At 68.4% G+C, this 17,151-nt stretch carries 20 protein-coding genes; 10 read left to right on the top strand and 10 right to left on the bottom strand.

What is annotated here, in order from left to right; genetic code table 11:
* Window positions 1–18: 18 nt before the first annotated feature.
* The 5 genes from ACH34T_RS02765 to ACH34T_RS02745 form a co-directional block, all read right to left on the bottom strand.
* Window positions 19–555 (bottom strand): hypothetical protein, encoded by a 537-nt coding sequence (locus tag ACH34T_RS02765; protein WP_395990314.1) that lies wholly within the window; start codon window positions 553–555, stop codon window positions 19–21.
* 18 nt (window positions 556–573) lie between these two features.
* A complete protein-coding gene (gene hisS / locus ACH34T_RS02760; RefSeq protein WP_395990313.1) occupies window positions 574–1,896 on the bottom strand; it encodes a histidine--tRNA ligase in 1,323 nt (440 codons plus the stop codon).
* A 225-nt stretch (window positions 1,897–2,121) separates the two neighbouring features.
* The gene (locus ACH34T_RS02755) at window positions 2,122–2,544 is read right to left on the bottom strand and encodes a hypothetical protein (RefSeq protein WP_395990312.1); all 423 of its coding nucleotides are present in this window, start codon (window positions 2,542–2,544) and stop codon (window positions 2,122–2,124) included.
* A gap of 24 nt (window positions 2,545–2,568) precedes the next feature.
* Window positions 2,569–2,946, bottom strand: coding sequence for a hypothetical protein (locus ACH34T_RS02750; protein ID WP_395990311.1), 378 nt, complete (start codon window positions 2,944–2,946; stop codon window positions 2,569–2,571).
* The gene (locus ACH34T_RS02745) at window positions 2,925–3,326 is read right to left on the bottom strand and encodes an ATP-binding protein (RefSeq protein ID WP_395990310.1); all 402 of its coding nucleotides are present in this window, start codon (window positions 3,324–3,326) and stop codon (window positions 2,925–2,927) included. The genes ACH34T_RS02750 and ACH34T_RS02745 overlap by 22 nt, the downstream gene beginning before the upstream one ends.
* Window positions 3,327–3,531: 205 nt before the next feature.
* Here ACH34T_RS02745 and ACH34T_RS02740 point away from each other — a divergent pair, with 205 nt between their 5' ends.
* From ACH34T_RS02740 to ACH34T_RS02720, 5 genes are all read left to right on the top strand, one after another.
* The gene (locus ACH34T_RS02740; RefSeq protein WP_395990309.1) at window positions 3,532–4,326 is read left to right on the top strand and encodes a helix-turn-helix domain-containing protein; all 795 of its coding nucleotides are present in this window, start codon (window positions 3,532–3,534) and stop codon (window positions 4,324–4,326) included.
* Window positions 4,317–4,559 carry a DUF397 domain-containing protein gene (locus ACH34T_RS02735; RefSeq protein ID WP_395990308.1) on the top strand — a complete coding sequence of 81 codons (243 nt, stop codon included), beginning with the start codon at window positions 4,317–4,319 and terminating at the stop codon, window positions 4,557–4,559. Before ACH34T_RS02740 ends, ACH34T_RS02735 begins: the two co-directional genes overlap by 10 nt.
* Window positions 4,560–4,597: 38 nt before the next feature.
* Window positions 4,598–4,813, top strand: coding sequence for a DUF397 domain-containing protein (locus ACH34T_RS02730; RefSeq protein ID WP_395990307.1), 216 nt, complete (start codon window positions 4,598–4,600; stop codon window positions 4,811–4,813).
* Window positions 4,810–5,067 (top strand): hypothetical protein, encoded by a 258-nt coding sequence (locus tag ACH34T_RS02725; protein WP_395990306.1) that lies wholly within the window; start codon window positions 4,810–4,812, stop codon window positions 5,065–5,067. Before ACH34T_RS02730 ends, ACH34T_RS02725 begins: the two co-directional genes overlap by 4 nt.
* 211 nt (window positions 5,068–5,278) lie before the next feature.
* Window positions 5,279–5,917 (top strand): hypothetical protein, encoded by a 639-nt coding sequence (locus tag ACH34T_RS02720; RefSeq protein WP_395990305.1) that lies wholly within the window; start codon window positions 5,279–5,281, stop codon window positions 5,915–5,917.
* Here the strand turns inward: ACH34T_RS02720 and ACH34T_RS02715 are convergent.
* Window positions 5,879–6,532 (bottom strand): hypothetical protein, encoded by a 654-nt coding sequence (locus ACH34T_RS02715; protein WP_395990304.1) that lies wholly within the window; start codon window positions 6,530–6,532, stop codon window positions 5,879–5,881. The genes ACH34T_RS02720 and ACH34T_RS02715 overlap by 39 nt on opposite strands.
* Before the next feature lie 165 nt (window positions 6,533–6,697).
* Window positions 6,698–7,144 (bottom strand): hypothetical protein, encoded by a 447-nt coding sequence (locus ACH34T_RS02710; protein WP_395990303.1) that lies wholly within the window; start codon window positions 7,142–7,144, stop codon window positions 6,698–6,700.
* 114 nt (window positions 7,145–7,258) lie between these two features.
* Between ACH34T_RS02710 and ACH34T_RS02705 the strand changes: the two genes are divergently transcribed.
* A complete protein-coding gene (locus ACH34T_RS02705) occupies window positions 7,259–7,909 on the top strand; it encodes a TetR/AcrR family transcriptional regulator (protein ID WP_395990302.1) in 651 nt (216 codons plus the stop codon).
* Window positions 7,910–7,933: 24 nt separating this feature from the next.
* Here ACH34T_RS02705 and ACH34T_RS02700 read toward each other — a convergent pair whose 3' ends face one another.
* Window positions 7,934–9,409 (bottom strand): helix-turn-helix domain-containing protein, encoded by a 1,476-nt coding sequence (locus ACH34T_RS02700; protein ID WP_395990301.1) that lies wholly within the window; start codon window positions 9,407–9,409, stop codon window positions 7,934–7,936.
* Between the two features lie 54 nt (window positions 9,410–9,463).
* Between ACH34T_RS02700 and ACH34T_RS02695 the strand changes: the two genes are divergently transcribed.
* A complete protein-coding gene (locus ACH34T_RS02695) occupies window positions 9,464–9,934 on the top strand; it encodes a hypothetical protein (RefSeq protein ID WP_395990300.1) in 471 nt (156 codons plus the stop codon).
* Window positions 9,935–10,294: 360 nt separating this feature from the next.
* On the opposite strand, the gene ACH34T_RS02690 is transcribed toward ACH34T_RS02695, so the two are convergent.
* Window positions 10,295–11,200 carry an SAM-dependent methyltransferase gene (locus ACH34T_RS02690; RefSeq protein ID WP_395990299.1) on the bottom strand — a complete coding sequence of 302 codons (906 nt, stop codon included), beginning with the start codon at window positions 11,198–11,200 and terminating at the stop codon, window positions 10,295–10,297.
* Window positions 11,201–11,629: 429 nt separating this feature from the next.
* On the opposite strand from ACH34T_RS02690, the gene ACH34T_RS02685 reads away from it, so the two are divergent.
* From ACH34T_RS02685 to ACH34T_RS02675, 3 genes are read left to right on the top strand one after another with little or no spacing between them, the layout of a single operon-like run.
* Window positions 11,630–12,241 (top strand): TetR/AcrR family transcriptional regulator, encoded by a 612-nt coding sequence (locus tag ACH34T_RS02685; RefSeq protein ID WP_395990298.1) that lies wholly within the window; start codon window positions 11,630–11,632, stop codon window positions 12,239–12,241.
* A 13-nt stretch (window positions 12,242–12,254) separates the two neighbouring features.
* Window positions 12,255–13,616, top strand: coding sequence for an MFS transporter (locus tag ACH34T_RS02680; RefSeq protein WP_395990297.1), 1,362 nt, complete (start codon window positions 12,255–12,257; stop codon window positions 13,614–13,616).
* A complete protein-coding gene (locus tag ACH34T_RS02675) occupies window positions 13,606–15,030 on the top strand; it encodes a pyridoxal phosphate-dependent decarboxylase family protein (protein WP_395990296.1) in 1,425 nt (474 codons plus the stop codon). Before ACH34T_RS02680 ends, ACH34T_RS02675 begins: the two co-directional genes overlap by 11 nt.
* A 209-nt stretch (window positions 15,031–15,239) precedes the next feature.
* Here the strand turns inward: ACH34T_RS02675 and ACH34T_RS02670 are convergent, their stop codons facing one another.
* A complete protein-coding gene (locus ACH34T_RS02670) occupies window positions 15,240–16,532 on the bottom strand; it encodes a D-alanyl-D-alanine carboxypeptidase family protein (RefSeq protein ID WP_395990295.1) in 1,293 nt (430 codons plus the stop codon).
* Between the last annotated feature and the right edge of the window lie 619 nt (window positions 16,533–17,151).

Genomic DNA, 17,151 nt, shown 5'->3' with positions numbered 1-17,151 from the left:
GTTCTCTGAGGCGACAACCTATCCGTTCAGGTACAGCAATGCGGTGATGGTCTTCTTGCAGATATCGCAGTGCATCGGGGCTTCCTCGGAGGCGAGGTCGCACTCGACGGTGGTGACGCGGTCGACGACGCCGGTTGCGGCTTCGGCCGCCCAGGCGTCGAACCATCGGCGGGTGTTCGCGCTGAGCTCGTCGACGTAGCGTGCGGTCATTTCGTAGAAGGCACGGACACCGTGTTCCTTCATGTACCGCCAGTTGAATTGGAGTGACAGCAGGGAGATCGGGAACGGGTGCTCGACCAAGCCTCGGGCCCAACGTTCGGAGACGTCGTCGATGTCGAGGAGGGCAGCGCGTTCATCGAGAACCCGCCACATGCCGTTCTGGTCGTATTGGGTCAGTGCTTCAGCGAGTAGCCGACGAGCCGTGGCGAGGTTGGCGGCCTTTTTCTCGAAGAGATCGGAGACGGTCTCGCGGAGTAGATCGTCCGGATCCTTGCGCGCGTCGGGGAACCCCTTCTCCTTGATCGCTGCGAAAACGCGATCGCCTTGCACACCCATCAGTTGCTCCTTCTGGAGTTACTTCGACGGCGCGCATCTCCCGGTGAGGTGCGCGGCAAGCTCGTCCGTCGGCACCTGCGCCTGTTCGCCCGAGTCCATGTTCCGGACGGTGACCACCCCGGCCTCCTTGTCGGAAGCGCCGTAGATCAGAGCGAAGCGGGCGTTGCGGTCGGCGGCCCACTTAAGCTGTTTCGCCAGCTTTCGGCTGGCGGCCAGATACACCTCGGTGCTCAGGCCGGCGTCCCGTAGCCGTGCGGCGAAGCCCATCACTTCTGGCGCGGAGTCTTCGTTGATCACGGTGGCGGCGACGTCGAGCCGGTGGGTGTCGCCCTCGTGGTCGCTGAGCAGGCCGATGATCCGTTCGATGCCCAGGGAGCCGCCGCAGGCCGGGACGTCGGGGCCGCCGAGCGCCGAGATGAGCCCGTCGTAACGGCCGCCGCTGGCGATCGAGCCCGGCATCCCCTCCGCGACCACCTCGAAGATCACGCCGGTGTAGTAATCCAGCCCCCGTACCAGGCTCGGAGTGAAGGAGATCCGTTCACGTCCCACTTTCGGGGCGGCCAGCTCCAGCAGTCGGCCGATCTCCTCCAGGCCGAGCCGTCCGACCTCACTGTCCTTCAACGTGGCGTGCACTCGCTCCACCGCATCGGCGGCCGTCAGGTCGTTCACCAGGGCTTCGGCGATGCCCGATGTCAACGATCGAGCTTCGACCAGCTCCACCGTCACCTTTTCCGGGGGCAGCTTGTCGAGTTTGTCCAGGGTGATCAGAACGCCATTGCCGAGATCCCCGGGAACGCCATAGAGCTCCAGCAACCCGGACAGCGCCTGTCGTGAGTTCACCAGTACCTGATATTCCCGCAGGCCGACCGCGTCGAGTGCGTCGGTGAGCGCGCAAACCACCTCGGCATCAGCCAATGGGGACGCCGATCCGACCACGTCCACATCGCATTGTGCGAACTCGCGAAAACGTCCTTTGCCCGGCCGATCCGCCCGCCACACCGGGCCCATCGCGTACCGCTTGTACGGGGTGGGCAACTGCGACCCATGACTGGCGACGACCCGGGCGAGTGGAACGGTCATGTCGTATCGCAGCGCAAGATCAGCCTCGCCCGTAGCCTCATGTTCTCCGCGCCGCAGGATTTTGAAGATCAGCTTGTCGCCCTCGTCGCCGTACTTGCCGGTCAGGGTCTCCAGGCGCTCGAACGCCGGTGTCTGCAGCGGCTCGAACCCGTACCGCTCGAAAACCTGGCGGATCTCCGTGAACACGCGCTCACGGACGCGTAGGGCACCGGCGAGGAAATCGCGGGTGCCGGACGGGGCCTCGAACCGCTGTGACGCCATGAGAACTCCTGACCATGGTAAATCAATGAGAAAAGGAGTGAGTAATGAAGCTGGTCCACCAGTGGCCGCCGGTCGCCGCTGCCGCCTCAAGGACCGTCTACGCTGCCGCTCCACGATCGTAGCGACCGCCAATCATCCGCCAGTACCGAACCGCAGGCGCCCCCGAGATCCGGGGGTAGCGCCGCGCCGCGTTCGCCAGGCCGAGGGGACTCTCCGAGTTCGATGTCACGGGCAAGGAGACGCAGGCGTCAGGTGGAGGCAGGTTGTCAGAAGCCAGCGGAGGATACCGCCGGGTGACTTCTTTTGACGCGTGAACCCGCAGGCGGGGGACTCAGGCGATGTCCAGGTGCCGTCCGGGCGGCGGGTGGACGGGGCGGGACGGTGCGCGGCGGTCGCTTGCCGGGTTTGTGGGGTGGCGTTGTGGAGTTGGCGGGCCAGGTCGGCGGCGGTTCGGGCCTCGACCAGGCGGGCAGGGCGGAGCGCCCAGAGCGAACCGCTCCACTCGCCGTGCCAGATGCAGATGCCTGGGAAGGCGCGGCGCAGGTCGTCGAGGGCCTGGTCGATGTCGGGATCGAGTTCCAGGCGGCCTGCCGGACGGGCGTGCGGTACCTGTCCGTGGCGGTACCAGGGGTCGGGGGCGTGGGTCATCGTGGTCTCTCCGGTGGTAGCGGGCTACCAGGTGGACGGGAACATGCGATGTTTGAGGAGGCCGTCCACCTCGTCAGCCGCGCGTTCGATGTCGCCGCAGGGACAGAGGTAGCCGCGCCTACCGCGTCCGGCCTCGTAGTAGGCCCAGGTCTTGCCGGGTGTGGCGCGGACGGTCACCGGGACACGGACGTAGCGGTCCGGGCTGAACGCCAGGACCCACAGGAGCGCTGGACGGGTGGGGAACTCCTCGGCCTGGTAGACCTTGATGCACCGGTAGCCCTTGGGTGTGATGGTCACGGCGAGCAGGTCCAGGTGGCGGATGGCCGTGGTACGTCCCAGACGGGTCCGCCACCACAGCAGGTGGCGGCCCGCCTGGACGTTCAGCGGGCGCAGCGGGCCCATACGACCTTTCCCTTCGCGCCGAGCCGCCGGACACCCCAGTCGTGGACGATCTCCGCCATCAGCAGCAGGCCGCGCCCGCACTCGGCGTCGTCGTCGTCCTCGTCCCGGACCACGGGGAGCGCGGTGCCCTCGTCCTCGACCTCGATGACGGTGAGCGGCTCGCACCCGTCCGGGAAGACGCGGACGACGATTTGCCCGACACCGACGTACTTAAAGGAGTTGGTCACCAGCTCGGTAACCACGAGCCGTCCGACGAAGTCGTCGGCGTGCCCCAGCTCGCGGAACCGCTCGGTGAGGTAGCACCGCGCTTTCCCGGGCGCGGTGTCGTTCGGCTCCAGCACGAGCGGCGGCGACTCGGGCGCGAGTAGCACTGCGGGCATCGGTGAATCCCCCTCCAGCTTGGACGGTGGCTGACCTCGAACGGGGCCAACCCGCCAAACCGGAAGTACCCGCCGCAATCACCCTGTGTTATCGAACGACCACCATCTGGCCACACGGCGGCGTACGATTTCAGGGCAGCAAGAGAGCAGTGTCAGAACACTCACAACCGCTACCGAAGGTAGTTGCCCCTCGGTTGGAGTCCTCGTGTCGATACAAGGCAAGATCAAGCCCGAGTTCCTGAGCTTTGGCGCGGAGGTCAGGCACCTTCGCAAAACCGCTGGGCTCAACCAGCAGCAACTTGCTGACCGGGTCAGCGTGACGCGCAGCTACATCACGCAGGTCGAGTCTGGCCGGACGCGCTGCCGCCGAGACTTTGCTCTGCGGCTCGACCGGGCGCTCAAGTCCGGCACAACTCTCGTCGAAGCCTGGGACGAGCTACTAGAATCGATCAAGTCCGACAAGTACCCCAAGCACTTCGCCAGCTATCCAAAAGCCGAACAGTCCGCGATCATGGTCCGCGCCTACGAAGAGCGACTGGTTCCCGGGCTATTGCAGAAGGAGGCCTACGCTCGCTTTCTCTTGCGAGATGAGGACGCAGTCAAGAACAGGATGCGACGGCAGGAGATTCTGCACAGGAACCCACCTCCGATCATCTCTATAATCATGGATGAGACGGTTCTCTATCGCGAGGTCGGGGGGCCGGAGACTATGAAAGAGCAACTGGATTATCTGTACGAGATTTCCTCGCAAGGAAGAGTGCAGCTGCAGATTGCTCCGATCCGATATATTAGAAATGTCTGGGGACCTTTCAACATCGCTACTCGTCCCGACCACAAGCAGGTGGCCTATGCAATCAAGGCATGGGGAGGTGAAACAACAACCGACCCAGACGAGATTGCGATGGCAAACGAGACCTTCGTGATCCTGCAATCGGAAGCGCTGAACGTAAGAGAAACGCGATCTTTGATTAGAAAGGTTACAGACGAGCGATGGACATGACGGATGCGGTGTGGCGCAAGTCTTCCCGCAGTAGCGAACAGGGTGACGCTTGTGTGGAGGTTGCGTCGTGGCGCAAGGCTTCGCGCAGCACAGTTCAGAATGACAACTGTATCGAGGTAGCTGGAATTTCGAGTGCTGTGGCGGTGCGTGACAGCAAGGACCCCAACGGTCCCAAGCTCATCATCAGCACTAACGACTTCCAGCGTTTCGCGAACATTCTCAAGCACCTTTGAAACGACATCCTGATTGTCCACCGGAGTCATGAGGGACGATGAGTGCTAACGAAGTGACTTGGCGCAAGGCTTCACGAAGCACAGCCGAGGGTGACAACTGTGTCGAGATCGCCGATGCGCCGAGCGCGGTAGTAGTCCGTGATAGCCAAGACCCTCAAGGTCCGGCGCTCATGGTAAGCCGTCGTGACTTTCGGCGGCTCGCTGAGGTGCTCAAGACCGTGTCTCACGTGGACTCGGCAGGCGGTGCGGCATGATCGAGATCGTGTCGTCGGACCTTGCGCCGCGGTTGGTGGGGAAGCCACGGGAGCATGCCTCTCCAACAGCGTTCGACCCACTGGAACGCGACGTCGAGAACGCCATCAGTGAGGCGAACATGCGCACTGGTTCAGAGAAGACGCAAGGCGACCGAAATCCGGGTGGACGACTCCAGCCGCAAGGAGATCAAGACAGGCTCTTTCATTCGCTTTCGCTGCCAGAACGACCAGGTTCTCACCCGCGTGACGCGTGACGCGTGACGCGCGGTAAGGCGACTTCGACGAGATGTTCGCCCACGAATCCGTCACCTCGGTCGACCCGCTGGCCAAGCGTGAAGAACAACTCCGCCAACATCTGCCGGATCTATCCCCCTGAACGCGAAGCCCTCGGCGTCGTCGCCATCGGCGTCGAACTCGTCGGCCTGCCCCGTCGACAAGTCGGTGGGGGTTTGTGAGAGTTTTAGGGTGTTCGCTCTTCGGATGCTGATCGCGGTCTGCGGGGCGCCGTTGGTCGCGGCGGCGTTCACCGGGGTCGCCTATCTGGCCGTGAGCGTCCACCCGCGGTATTTCCCGCTCGGCCTGGCTTGCGTCGCGCTGGCACTCGGGGTCGGTGCGCACGCGCACCACCACTTCATGGAGAAGAGCGCGTTCGGGCTGGCGGTCGCTTGCGGCGTCGTCCTTGTCGTCACCGCCGCCACCGCGTACGCCCTGGTGCTGACCTGGGTCGCGCCACGGCACATGTGCACCGTCGTCGAGGCGCGCACCTGGCACCGGCTCACCCCCGGCGGGGAGGAGACCTACAACTACCGGCGGCTGGCCTGCGACGACGGGCGCACTGACCGGTTGGACAGCGGGCCGGCGGAGAGCAAGGGGACCGATACCACCGACAAGTACGGCGGGGATCGGGTGCTGGTGGCGTTCGACCCGAACGGGAATCTGCCCTCCATGGCCGTCCGCCACCGGTTCTTGTGGCTGGTCGGCGCAGGCGCCGGCATGGTGCTGGTCGTGACGATCCACACTGGGGTCGTCATCGGCGACCAGCGACGCCGCCGAGCCGCCGGGACGTCAGGCGGAACGCGACTCGTCAAGGAACCGGATCAGTGAATCGGCGCCCGCCGGGTCCAAAACTTCGAGCAGCCGCTGACGAAAGTCGTCGTCGCCGACGATGCGGCGCTGCTCGGCCGGGCGATTCAGGTCCTCGTCGACGTTCAGGCCCTGTTCGTTGTACGAGACGACCTTGAGAGCCGTGTATCCGGCGGCCATATAGGGATCGCTGAGCTCTTCGTAGTGCCGTCCGAGTGCGCTGGCGGTGCTGGCGATCATCATCAGGTCGCCGCGCTCCTGAGCCACGGCGAGGGTGTGCATCAGCTCGGCCCGATCTGGCTCGGCCTCCCCCTCGCTGCCTACGAACATCCTGGCCGCCACGAACAGCATCGCGAGGCCCACGGCCAAAGCCGCCAAGCGGCCCCAGTAATCCGCCTGCTGCTCTCTGTAGGTCTCCTTTTCCATCTTGTCAAAGCCGGAGCTACCCACGACGGTGTCGGAACCGGTGTCGACGCTCAGGCAGCGATCACCGCTGTTCATCACATGACCGTCGCAGACGGCGTGGCCGTGGGTCGGCTTGGGCGTCGCGAAGAAGGAGAGGCCGATGCCCGTAAGGAGCACACCGAGCAAGAGAACGACTAACGGCTTCCGCAACGCCGACACGATGGCGTCCATCCAGCCCACTTCTTCCCGAATGCGGTTATGGCGAGTCTACGGTGCCCCGATCAGCCCTACCAGGATTCCTAGTTGATCACGCAGGTAGGCGAGGACCCGGTGGCGCGCTCTGCCTTTAAGGGGCGCTGACGGGTGCGTGTAGCGGACGGTCCAGCGCAGCGTCCGCTATGGGTTGAGGGTGCGTGCGTGATGGAGCGCGTCGTTTAGTAGGTGGGTAAGGCGCCGTTTGCCCCCTGTGGAGGGGGTTCCGCTCTGCCAGGCGCTGACCGCATGCCATCCGTGATCGGTCAGCGGGAGTATGGGGTCCTTGGTTTCGATGTTGTTTGGGAGTTGCGGCAGTCTGACCATCAGCCAGCCGGTTCCGAGTGCGGCGGCGGCGGCGATTCCGTTGGCTGCGAGGGCGGGAACGCCGAACAGCGGGATGATCTGGGCGTCGTCTGGGGCGATTTTTTCGAACCGTTCCAGCAAATCGGGGTGGGTGTGGAGTTCCCATCCGTCGAGGGCGTAGGTGCGGCTAATGGGTGTGTTGGGGCGGCGGGCTCGCGTTTTCAGGTAGTCGAGCAGCACCTGGTTGGCTGGGTGGTAGGCCAACACGGGGTTGCTTCGTTCCATGACCGCCACCGTAGATGCCGTGGTCGGATGTCCGCTTGACCCAGTGGGCGGGGTGGTCGCCTGGGACGGGTGGAGGTCGGCCCTGGTGCGGTTTGGGCGGGAAAATGCGGAAGAATGGGGGCGGGTCAGTACAGGGCGGACAGGGCGGTCATTTTGGGCGAGGGCGAGCGGTTCGCCGTCACGCGGACGTTGAGCAAGGATCAGCGGGAGCGGCGGGAGCGGCTGATCGACTCGGCGCGGGAGCTGGCGCTGGAGGGCGGCTATCCCGCGGTCACCATGCATGACGTCGCGGACCGCGCCGGGGTCGGGCGCGCGACCGTCTACCGGTACTTCGCGACCAAGGATCACCTGCTCACCGAGGTCGCGGCCACGTGGGCGCACCGCGTCACCGACGACATCGAGGTGCTCGCGGTCGGGGACACGGCGCTCGACCGGCTGACCGCGCTGCTGGAGCGCATCGTGTACGTCGCGGCGGACGAGCCGACGCTGACCTCGGCCATCATCCAGGCCGTGACGTCGGACGACTCCAGCGTCGACGACGCGCGCACCGTCCTGTTCCTGTTCGTGCGGGACCGGCTGTCCACGGCCATCGGTGACCCGGTGCCGGAGCGGGAGGACGTCGAGCTCGTCCTCGGGCACATCCTGCTCGCCGCGCTGGTCAGCCTCGCGTCGCTGCGCCGGCCGGTGGAGGAGGTCGCCGCGATGGTCCGCACGGCGGGCCGCCTGGTGCTGGCCGGGGCCCTCGCCGCGACCCCCGCACCCTGAGCCGGTCGCACGCGACGGGTCCGTCTACCGGGGCTCGGCGCCGTCGCCGCGTTGGCTGAGCTTGGCGTTCCCTCGCCGGTCGTGGACGTGCAGTGCGAGCCACAGGTCGTAGCGCACGGACGGGGCGCCGAGAAGTGATCGTCCGATGAGCGTTTCGGCGCGGACGAGTCGTTTGCGCAGGCCCGGCACCGAAATGCCCAGCGCCGCGGCGGCTGTCTTCAGATTCGCGTTGCCGTCCAGCCAGCACCGCAGGGTGTCGAGAAGCAGGGGCGAGTCCTGCTGGACGAACGGTTCCAGTTGGCCGTCCGCCCACTGACGCACATGGTCGGAGTCGAGGAGTTCGTCCAGCGTCGGCTCGTCCGCGGGCTGCCGCCCGCCCGGGGAGTCGAGCATCCGCAGGGCCAGACTCAGTTTGGTCTGTGTCACAAGGTCGGTCAGCTCGCAGGCGAGAAGCCCTTCGACCCGCCGGAGGCGGGACGACAGCGTGTTGCGGTGAACCTTCAGGACCCGTGCTGCGCCGTTGTAGAAGTTCAGCCAGGCTTCCAGCGTCTCCGTGAGCACCCTCGCATCGGGATCCTGTGGCCGGTCTGGTCGGTGGTCCAGCAGGGGCCGGAGCCTGGCCAGGGCCCAGCTGTGACCGCCTGGCCCCAGCAGCCCGGCGAGAGATTCCTGCGGGTTGAACCGGGCGAACCGCTCGGGGCTGCTCCTGGCGACGGCCAAGGCGTGGTAGGCCTGCTCCCATCCGACGGGCGTGTCGACGAGGGCGACCTCAAGGCCGGCGCCCACGCTGATTCCGCTGTTCAGGACGGCGTACGCCTGGAGCGCACGGCTCAGGCGGGCGTCCACGTCATCGTCATCGTCGTGGCTCGGGCCCGGCCCCTGGCCTGGTGTCGGCCCGGGCGTTGGAGCGAGCACGACCACATGGCTGTCGTAGAGGGGGCACCGGACCACCCACGCCCGGCCGCCGGCCGCCTCGTTGCAGCGCGCCACCACCTCGCGTCGGTCGTGTTCGGGGCACTCCACCACGTACAGGCGGTTCGTGTCCGCGAGCGCGGGCCCCAGCGCGCTCGCCGCGCGGCGGGCGGCCGACAGGTGCCCGGTCAGGAGGAGATGGAGGACGGCCTCCCGATTGTCCCGGTCCGCCTTCTCGACGCGCTCTTGTGCGCGGCCGAGCTCGTCCAGCCGCCACCGCATCCCGATGAGCCGGGCCGCGTCGCCGATCAGCCGCCGCGCCCGCGATGTGAACGGATCAGCTCTGCCCACGATGAGCACGGCGGTGGGGGATCCTTCGACGTCGATCGGCAGGATATGGATCGCGTCGCCCTGGACGCTGACCGAGGCCGAGCTGATCCCTTTCGCCGCGACGCGTTCGATGTCGTCGCCCAGTCGCGTGAGGAGACCGCCGGGCGGTCGCGGGAAGGCGGCGATGAGGCGTCCGGGCTGATCGACGAGCATGACGTATCCATTCAGCAGCCTCGACACCTGCTCCAGAAGGCGCATGAGGCCCCCCGGCCGTACCGCCTCCCGCTGCATTCCCCGCAAGAAGTTCGAGTCATGGTGGTCTTCGCGGCGTTGCTCGTCGACGATCGCCGTTTGAATGGCCGCGTGCGTCCATACGCCGTCATCGCGAACGACCAGAAGGGCCAGTCCACACCGTTGTGCGGAGACAGACCACAGCGTCGGGAACGGATCGTCGGGACGCGGATTCGACCGCAGAATCACCCCTGCCACGTTCATGCCGGCCAAGGAACTCAGAAACTCTTCGGCGACTTCGGGACGGTAGTGGCGGCCGGACGATTCGCTGAGAGCGGAGGGCATGAGGACGACACGGCCCTGGAGCAGCCCGTTTTCCGCAGCGGGCGGCCCGCGGTGAATCAGATCGTCGGGAATCGGATCCAGTTGCACCGCCCCCGTCACCTGGCGTTCCCCGTATCGCTGTTCATCGGCGCCTTCGAGGAATCGCAAGTCGAGATCAGGCCGCCGCACCAGGGTCCGCAAGGTAGGCATCGGGCTTCTACCATCTGATCGACTGAACGTAGGGCCGGGTCTGGATTTCTACCCGGCTGTGGCAGGCGTGGGCATATCCTCGCCGCCGGTCCTTGACCGACAATACCGGGCCGACCGCCGTCCGCACCCGCCGAACGCGTACGGGCGGGCGCCGGACGCGTTGAGGGGCGGGCGCCAGACGTGTTGAGGGGCGGGCGCCGGACGTGTTGAGGGGCGGGCGCCGGACGCGCGTATAGGTGGGTGCCGAATGCGTGTATGGGTGGGTGCCGGACGCGTGTATGGGTGGAGCCGGTTATGGCGTGGCGTCAGAAAGGGGGCCGGGTCGATGTTCCGTCAGCCGAGACGGGCGAATGCGATGCCCGGGTAACGGCGGTCGCCCTAGTGGAGGACGGCCTCAGCGTCGATTCGACTCGGCCGGATCGGCGACACGTCCGGGTCGCCGATCCGGCCGGCCCCCGCGTAGAACCACGTGTCGCCGTCGCGGGCCGACGCCCTGATGGGGTGCCACTCCGACGCCGGAACCAAGCCGGGCCGCTCCAGATCGAGCCCGTCGAAGAAGGCGGCTATCTGTGCCTTCGTGAGCACCGACGGTGATTCACCGAGGTAGTCGCGGAATATCTCGGTCAGCCTGCCCCATTCCGGCCGTGCCACCGGATGTGCGATGACCAGGTAACTGCCCGGCGAAAGGGCCGCACGTATCTGCGCGACAATCCTGTGCGGGTTGTGCCCGGGTGGAACGAACTGCATGCTTCCGGCCAGCAGAACCGCCACCGGCCTGCTGAAGTCGAGCAGCTCGCGAACATTCCGGTGATGCATGAATCCGTCGGGATCGTGCAATCGTCCTTCGACCACTCCGACCCGGTCGTTGGTCGCGAGAAGCGCCCGTGCGTGCGCCAGCACGATCGGATCGTCCGCGACGTAGACGACACCGGCCTGGGGGGCGAATCGCTGCGCCGTCTCGTGGACATTCTCCCGGCCCGGGTAGCCCATGCCGAATTCGAGGAACTGGCGGACACCGCGCCGCACCGCGAGGTGCCGTGCCGCCCTTATCGCGAACCGGCGGACGGCGCGAAGCTCCGCCTCGGCCTCCGGCATGAGTTCGAGAAGATGGTGTGCGAGATCCCGGTCGAGGGCGAAGTGATCCTTGCCGCCGAGCAGGTAGTTGTGGACGCGTGCGATGTTCGGGCCCATTCGGCCGCCGGAAAGCGACGTCCGTTCGCCGGGCTCCTCTGACTGCGTGAACAACTCGTCGTCGGAGTAGACGACCGGACGAGGCCGCCCCAACAGGACCTCCAGTGAAGACACGGGCTTCGGCCGGTTCACGTCTGTCCCTGGGGCAGCGGTTCGCAGATGGTCGGGGACACTTCAGCGCCCATACCGCGACACTAAGTCCGCGCTCCCGGAGTGGGCCAGGTTCACACTGCACAGTGAGGCCGCCGTCCGGTACCGGAATGCTGAATCAGCCTGGTTCCGAATCCCTTCGAAAATGTGCGCCACAGCCAGGAAGAACCGTCGCGAACCCCCGCCGCCCCTCGCAGACACGCGGCCCTGCGCAGACGGTTGCGGGCTCTGTACGGACGGTCGCAGACTCTGCGCGGATAGTCGCAGGCTCTGCGCGGACGGTCGCGGGCTCTGCGCGGATGGTCGCGGGGCTGTGTCCGGTTCTCAATCAAGCGATTGACCGGTTTGTGGGCGAACGCCTAGCTTTGGGTGATGACCAGCAGCGACTCCGGCGGGCGCGAGCGCATCCTGGACGCGGCCGGCCGGCTGTTCGCCGCGCTCGGCTACGACGGCACGTCCACCCGCATGATCGCCGAGGCGGCCGGGCTCAACGTCGCCACGGTCGCCTACCACGTCGGCGGCAAGCGCGACCTGTACCTCGCCGTCATGGAGCGCGCCCACCTGGCGGAACGGGCGGCCCTAGAGGACGCGCTCGCCGAAGTCGACCTGGACGCGCAGGGGCTGCTCGTCCTCACCGACCGCTACATCGACTTCTGCGCCGACAATCCGGAGATCCCCGCGCTGTGGATGCATCGCTGGCTGTCGGACGCCTCCGACGTCGCGCACCTTGAGGAGCAGTACGTCAGGCCGCTGACGGACATGGTCGTCAGCGCCGCCCGCAAGGTCGTGCCCGACGACGTCGACGTCGAGTACGTCGTGTGGACGGTCGTCTGGTGCACCCACGGGTTCCTGTGCGGCGGCGTCCTGGACGCCGACGGGCGGCGCCACGGCAGGGACGACCCCCGCGAACTGGCCCGCTTCCGCGCCCACCTGCGCCGCCTCGTCGCCGTCGGCCTCGGCCTGCCCCACCAGGCCAGCACATGACGGCGCCCAACCGATGACGGCCGCGCCGCCCCGGGAGACGGGTGTTCTGCCGCGGCGGCGGCTTCTCGGGTACGGCGTCGGCTCGGTCGGGACCGGGGTGTTCTCAGCCGTCCCCGGCCTGCTGCTTCTGTACTACCTGACCGATGTTCTCGGTGTTTCCGCTGCGATCGCCGGGGTCGTGCTCGTGGTGCCGAAGGCGTGGGACGTGCTGCTCAATCCGGTCGTCGGCGCCGCCAGCGACCGGGAGGCCGTGCGGACCGGACGCCGCACCCGGCTGCTGCTGCTCGGCGCCGTGACGCTGCCGTTCCTGTTCGCCGCGATGTTCGCCGTGCCGGTCGGCTCCCCGGGGTTCGCCGCCGGCTGGGCCGGGGTCATGTTCCTGCTGGCCGCGAGCGCGTTCGCCTGTTTCCAGGTGCCGTACGTGGCGCTGCCCGCCGAGGTGTCGGACGAGCCGTCCGAGCGGGGACGCGCGATGGCGTGGCGGGTCGTCTGCCTGACCCTCGGCATCCTGCTCGCCGGCGGCCTCGCCCCCGCGCTCGCGGACGCGGGCGGTGGCGGGCGCGCCGGATACGCGCTGATGGGGGCCGTGATCGGGCTCGCGATGGGCGCCGCGATGGTCGTGAGCACGCTCGCCAACCGCTGGATTCCGTCCCGTCCGGGGCCGCGGCCGCTGGGGCTGGTCGCGGCGCTGCGCACCGCGCGTGGAAACAGGCCGTTCTTCATGCTGCTCGGCGCGTACGTCGCGCACACCCTCGCCGTCGCGATCATGCTGGCGGGCGCGCCCTACGTGGCGACCTACCGGCTGGGCGACTACGGGCTCACCTCCGCGATGTTCGTCTGCATGGTCGGGCCGAGCGCGTTCGCGGTGCCGCTGTGGCGGTGGCTGTCGCGCAAGTACGGGCTGGTCAACTGCTATGCGGCGGGGCTCGGGCTGTTCGCGGCTACGGCCGTCGCGCTGTATCCGGCGATCACGTCGACGGCGGGTGTGCTGGCGCTCAGCGCGGTGATCGGCGTCTGTTACGCGGCCGTCCAGCTGCTCCCGCTGTCGCTGCTGCCGGAGACCGTCCACGCCGACACCGGACGGACCGGGCACGCGCAGTCCGGGGCGTTCACCGGCCTGTGGACGGCCGCCGAGACGGGCGCGCTCGCCCTCGGACCCGGTGTATTCGCGTTGATCCTGGCGGGGTCGTCGTTCCGCTCGTCCGACCTCGATGAGCCCGTCGTCCAGCCAGGCTCCGCGCTCGCCGGGCTGACCGCCGGGTTCACGGTCGTCCCGGCGCTGCTTCTGCTGCTCAGCGTCCCCCTGCTGCTGGCGTACCGCCGGCTGGCCGCCGTCCACCGACGTAGCGAGGAAACACCGGAACATGCCCTCTGACCACCTCCCCGAGACCGGCCGCCCGGCCGCTGAACTGCTCGCCGAACTCGCGCGGATGCGGGACGCCGACCTGCCCGTGCGCGGCGGGCAGGTCACCGCCTACGTCTACGACACCGGACGCGACGCCGTCCACGACCTCGCCGCCACCGCCTACCGGGAGATGCTGGAGGTCAACTGCCTGGACCCGACCGCGTTCCCCAGCATCGTCGCCCTCGAACGCCAGGTCGTCGGCGCGGTCGCGGACAGGCTCGGCGGTGGTTCCGGTGTTTTCACGAGCGGCGGCACAGAGTCGATCATGCTGGCCGTCAAGGCGGCCCGGGACGCGCATCCCGTGGACGGGCGGGCGCAGATCGTCCTTCCGGCGACGGCCCACCCCGCGTTCCACAAGGCCGCGCACTACCTGGGCCTGGAGGCCGTGCACGTCCCGGTCGACGCGTCGTTCCGCGCCGATCCCGCCGCGACCGCCGCCGCGCTGACACCACGCACTGTTTTGGTCGTCGCCTCTGCGCCGTCCTACCCGCAGGGCGTCATGGACCCGGTTCCGGAGATCGCGGCGGTCGCCGCCTCCGCCGGAGTGCGCTGCCATGTGGACGCGTGCGTCGGCGGCTGGGTCCTGCCCTGGCTGCGGGACGCGGGACGCGACGTCCCGCCGTTCGACCTGTCCGTGCCCGGCGTGACGTCCCTCTCCTGCGACCTGCACAAATACGGCTACGCGCCGAAGGGCGCCTCGGTCGTCCTGTTCGCGGACGAGTCGCTCCGCCGGCACGCCTACTTCGCCTCGGCGGAATGGCCCGGCTACACCGTGATCAACGCGGGCGTACAGAGCAGCCGCAGCGCCGGGCCGCTCGCCGCCGCGTGGGCCACCCTCAACGCGGTCGGCGCGCAGGGGTACCGCGATCTCGCCGCGAACGCCATGAAAACAGCGGAAACCCTTATGGCCGGAGTCGCCGAGATCCCGGGGCTGCGCGTGCTGGGCGAGCCCGCCGTGCCGCTCGTCGCCGTCACGTCCGACGACCCCGCGCTGGACGTGTTCGTCATCGCCGACGAGGCCAGGGCACGCGGCTGGTTCTTCCAGCCTCAGCTGTCCTACCAGGGCATTCCGCCGAACCTGCACTTCACGCTGACCGGTGTCAGCGACGCCGGCGCCCTCCTCGCGGCGCTGGCCGACGCCGCGAAGGCCGCCCGCGCCGCCGGACCGCCCGACGTCCCGTCCGGCCTGGTCGAGGCCCTCGCCGACCTGGACCTCGACGCCCTCGACGACGCCGGCTTCGCCGAACTCCTCACCTCCGTCGGCGTGCACCTGTCCGGCGGCTCCGAACCGGAGATGGCCACGGTCAACGCCATCCTCAACGCCTTGCCACCCGCGACCCGCGAGACCCTCCTGATCCGCTTCCTATCCGCCCTATACGCCTGACCCCGCCGGCGCCTGGCTCGCCGTCCCCCTGCCTGCTGTGCACCTGAGCCGGTGGGTGCGTGAGTTGCTGCCGTCTGAGCTGTAGCCGTCTGACCTGGTGTGCGCCTGAGCCGCTCATGCTTGAGCCCGTTGGCGCGTGAGCCGCGGCAAACCCGGACGGCGGTGCGCCTGAACCGGAGGACGCTGGGCCGTTGTCCGTTCGGGGCTGGTCAGTTGAGGCGGGTCAGGCGTTTGACGATGGACGGCTCGTTCAGCGTCCGTCCCAGCTCCAACGGCACTCGCGCGGCACCGGCCGTCACGGCCGCGACCCGCGAACCGTTGTCACCCTGGCGCGGTGGATCGCCCTGGACGCCGACCGGCACGGTCAGACCCGCCCAGCCGACCACGGTCACGGGCGACGCGGCGCGCAGCGGCGTCTTGCCGCCGAGCCCGTCATCGACCCGCGCGACCCTCGCACCCTTCGGCGCGAGCGTCGCCGTGGTCAGCGCCGTCTCGGCCGCCATGACGAGCTGCCCCGCCGCGTTGACGGCGCCCGCCGCCGTCGGCGACTTCTGGCCCATCACCGCACCGATGATCAGCGTGTTCACGCCGGCGACGTCCTTGCGCGCCGCGAACACGTAGTTCCCGCCGGCGGCGTCGGTGTAGCCGGTCTTCCCGCCGACGACGCCGTACTGCCCCAGCAGGAAGTTCCCGCCCTCGCGGGCCTCGCCGCCGCCGACGTCCGGGACGTACGCCCGGTTGTTCACGATCTCGGCGAAGGCCGGGACGTTCATCGCCGCCCGCAGCAGTTTCACCTGGTCGGCGGCCGTGCTCACCGTCCCCGCGTGGTAGCCGCTCGGGTCGGTGTAGCGCGTGCTCGTCATCCCCAGCTCCGCCGCCGCCGCGTTCATCTTCGCGACGAACGCCTGCTCGTTCCCGGCGTCCCACCGCGCCAGCTCGTGCGCCACGTCGTTCGCCGAGATGATCAGCAGTGCCTCCAGCGCCTTGCGCTGCGTCAGCCGCTGGTTCGCGGTCACGCCGAGGAGCGATTCGCCGCGCTTCCTGCGGTCCGGGATCTGCGCCGCCGCCTGCGGCGACACCGTCAGCACCGGCCCCGCCTCACCCGGCTTCAGCGGATGGTCGCGCAGGTACGCGTACGCCGTCATCACTTTGGCTACGCTCGCCGTCGGAATCGGCGCCGACCCGCCCGACGAGCCCATCGTGCCGAGCCCGTCCACCTGGACGACCGACTGCCCCGCCGACGGCCAAGGCAACGAGGGCGCCTGCCCGGGAAACGCGTGGCTGGACGCCATCGCCAGCTCGACGGACGGCTCGGGCACCGGCCGCACGAGCTGCCCGACGACGATCCCGACGACCAGCACCAGCGCCGCCGCCACCACGACGGGCCAGCGGCGTCCCCGCTTGGGTTCCGCGCCCGTCTCCGCGACCGCCTCCGCCGCCGGAGGTGCGGGCGGTGCGGGCGGGGGCGCGGGCGTCGCGGGAGGTGGACCGTCCCACGGCACAGTCCACTGGCCGGACGACCGCGCGGCCGGAAGCTGCGGCGGCGCAGCCTGCGAAGACGGAGGCGGAGGCAGCGTGGGCAGAGGCTCGACCCGCGTGGGCCCGGCACCACCATCGCCCTGAGGTGCGTCCGCCGGAGCTTGTGGAGCCGGAGCCTGCGGGGCTTGAGGCTGTGGAGCCCGAGCCTGTGGGGCCTGAGCCTGTGGGGCGGGGGCTTGGGCTTGTGGGGTCTGAGTCTGTGGGGGTGGGGCTTGAGTTTGCGGGGTCTGAGTCTGCGGGGCTGGGGTCTGGGCTTGTTGGGCTTGGGCCTGTGGAGCCTGAGTTTGTGGGGTCTGAGCTTGAGTTTGTGGGGTTTGAGCTTGGGGTTGTGGGATCGAAGATTGGGTGGGAGGTGGTGAGGTTGGGGGCAGGGGGGCGTGCCAGGGGCCGTCTTGCTGGGGTGCGGGCGGGGACTGCGCTGGGGGAGCCTCTTCGGCTTCGGGCTCCTCGGCGTCGTCGGGCTGGGGGAACTGGACGTACCAAGGGCCCTCCGGGGGAGATGGAGCGGGCTCCTCGGACGCGTCGTCCTCGTCCTCCTGGGGTTCGGCTGCGGGGCGGCGGATGGAGATGTCCGGCCTGGTC

Source organism: Actinomadura sp. 9N215, assembly GCF_044326345.1.
Lineage (GTDB): Bacteria > Actinomycetota > Actinomycetes > Streptosporangiales > Streptosporangiaceae > Spirillospora.
This window is presented reverse-complemented; position numbering and strand designations above follow the sequence as displayed.

Bases quoted from the DNA above. Each gene is read 5' to 3' on its own strand.
- ACH34T_RS02725 (WP_395990306.1), top strand. From the start codon at position 4,810: ATGATCGAGATCGTGTCGTCGGACCTTGCGCCGCGGTTGGTGGGGAAG.
- ACH34T_RS02680 (WP_395990297.1), top strand. From the start codon at position 12,255: ATGACGGCCGCGCCGCCCCGGGAGACGGGTGTTCTGCCGCGGCGGCGG.
- ACH34T_RS02695 (WP_395990300.1), top strand. From the start codon at position 9,464: ATGGTGGTCTTCGCGGCGTTGCTCGTCGACGATCGCCGTTTGAATGGC.
- ACH34T_RS02765 (WP_395990314.1), bottom strand. From the start codon at position 555: ATGGGTGTGCAAGGCGATCGCGTTTTCGCAGCGATCAAGGAGAAGGGG.
- ACH34T_RS02705 (WP_395990302.1), top strand. From the start codon at position 7,259: ATGGGGGCGGGTCAGTACAGGGCGGACAGGGCGGTCATTTTGGGCGAG.
- ACH34T_RS02755 (WP_395990312.1), bottom strand. From the start codon at position 2,544: ATGACCCACGCCCCCGACCCCTGGTACCGCCACGGACAGGTACCGCAC.
- ACH34T_RS02715 (WP_395990304.1), bottom strand. From the start codon at position 6,532: ATGGACGCCATCGTGTCGGCGTTGCGGAAGCCGTTAGTCGTTCTCTTG.
- ACH34T_RS02710 (WP_395990303.1), bottom strand. From the start codon at position 7,144: ATGGAACGAAGCAACCCCGTGTTGGCCTACCACCCAGCCAACCAGGTG.
- ACH34T_RS02745 (WP_395990310.1), bottom strand. From the start codon at position 3,326: ATGCCCGCAGTGCTACTCGCGCCCGAGTCGCCGCCGCTCGTGCTGGAG.
- ACH34T_RS02735 (WP_395990308.1), top strand. From the start codon at position 4,317: ATGGACATGACGGATGCGGTGTGGCGCAAGTCTTCCCGCAGTAGCGAA.
- ACH34T_RS02675 (WP_395990296.1), top strand. From the start codon at position 13,606: ATGCCCTCTGACCACCTCCCCGAGACCGGCCGCCCGGCCGCTGAACTG.
- ACH34T_RS02750 (WP_395990311.1), bottom strand. From the start codon at position 2,946: ATGGGCCCGCTGCGCCCGCTGAACGTCCAGGCGGGCCGCCACCTGCTG.
- ACH34T_RS02700 (WP_395990301.1), bottom strand. From the start codon at position 9,409: ATGCGCCTTCTGGAGCAGGTGTCGAGGCTGCTGAATGGATACGTCATG.
- ACH34T_RS02730 (WP_395990307.1), top strand. From the start codon at position 4,598: ATGAGTGCTAACGAAGTGACTTGGCGCAAGGCTTCACGAAGCACAGCC.
- ACH34T_RS02685 (WP_395990298.1), top strand. From the start codon at position 11,630: ATGACCAGCAGCGACTCCGGCGGGCGCGAGCGCATCCTGGACGCGGCC.
- hisS (WP_395990313.1), bottom strand. From the start codon at position 1,896: ATGGCGTCACAGCGGTTCGAGGCCCCGTCCGGCACCCGCGATTTCCTC.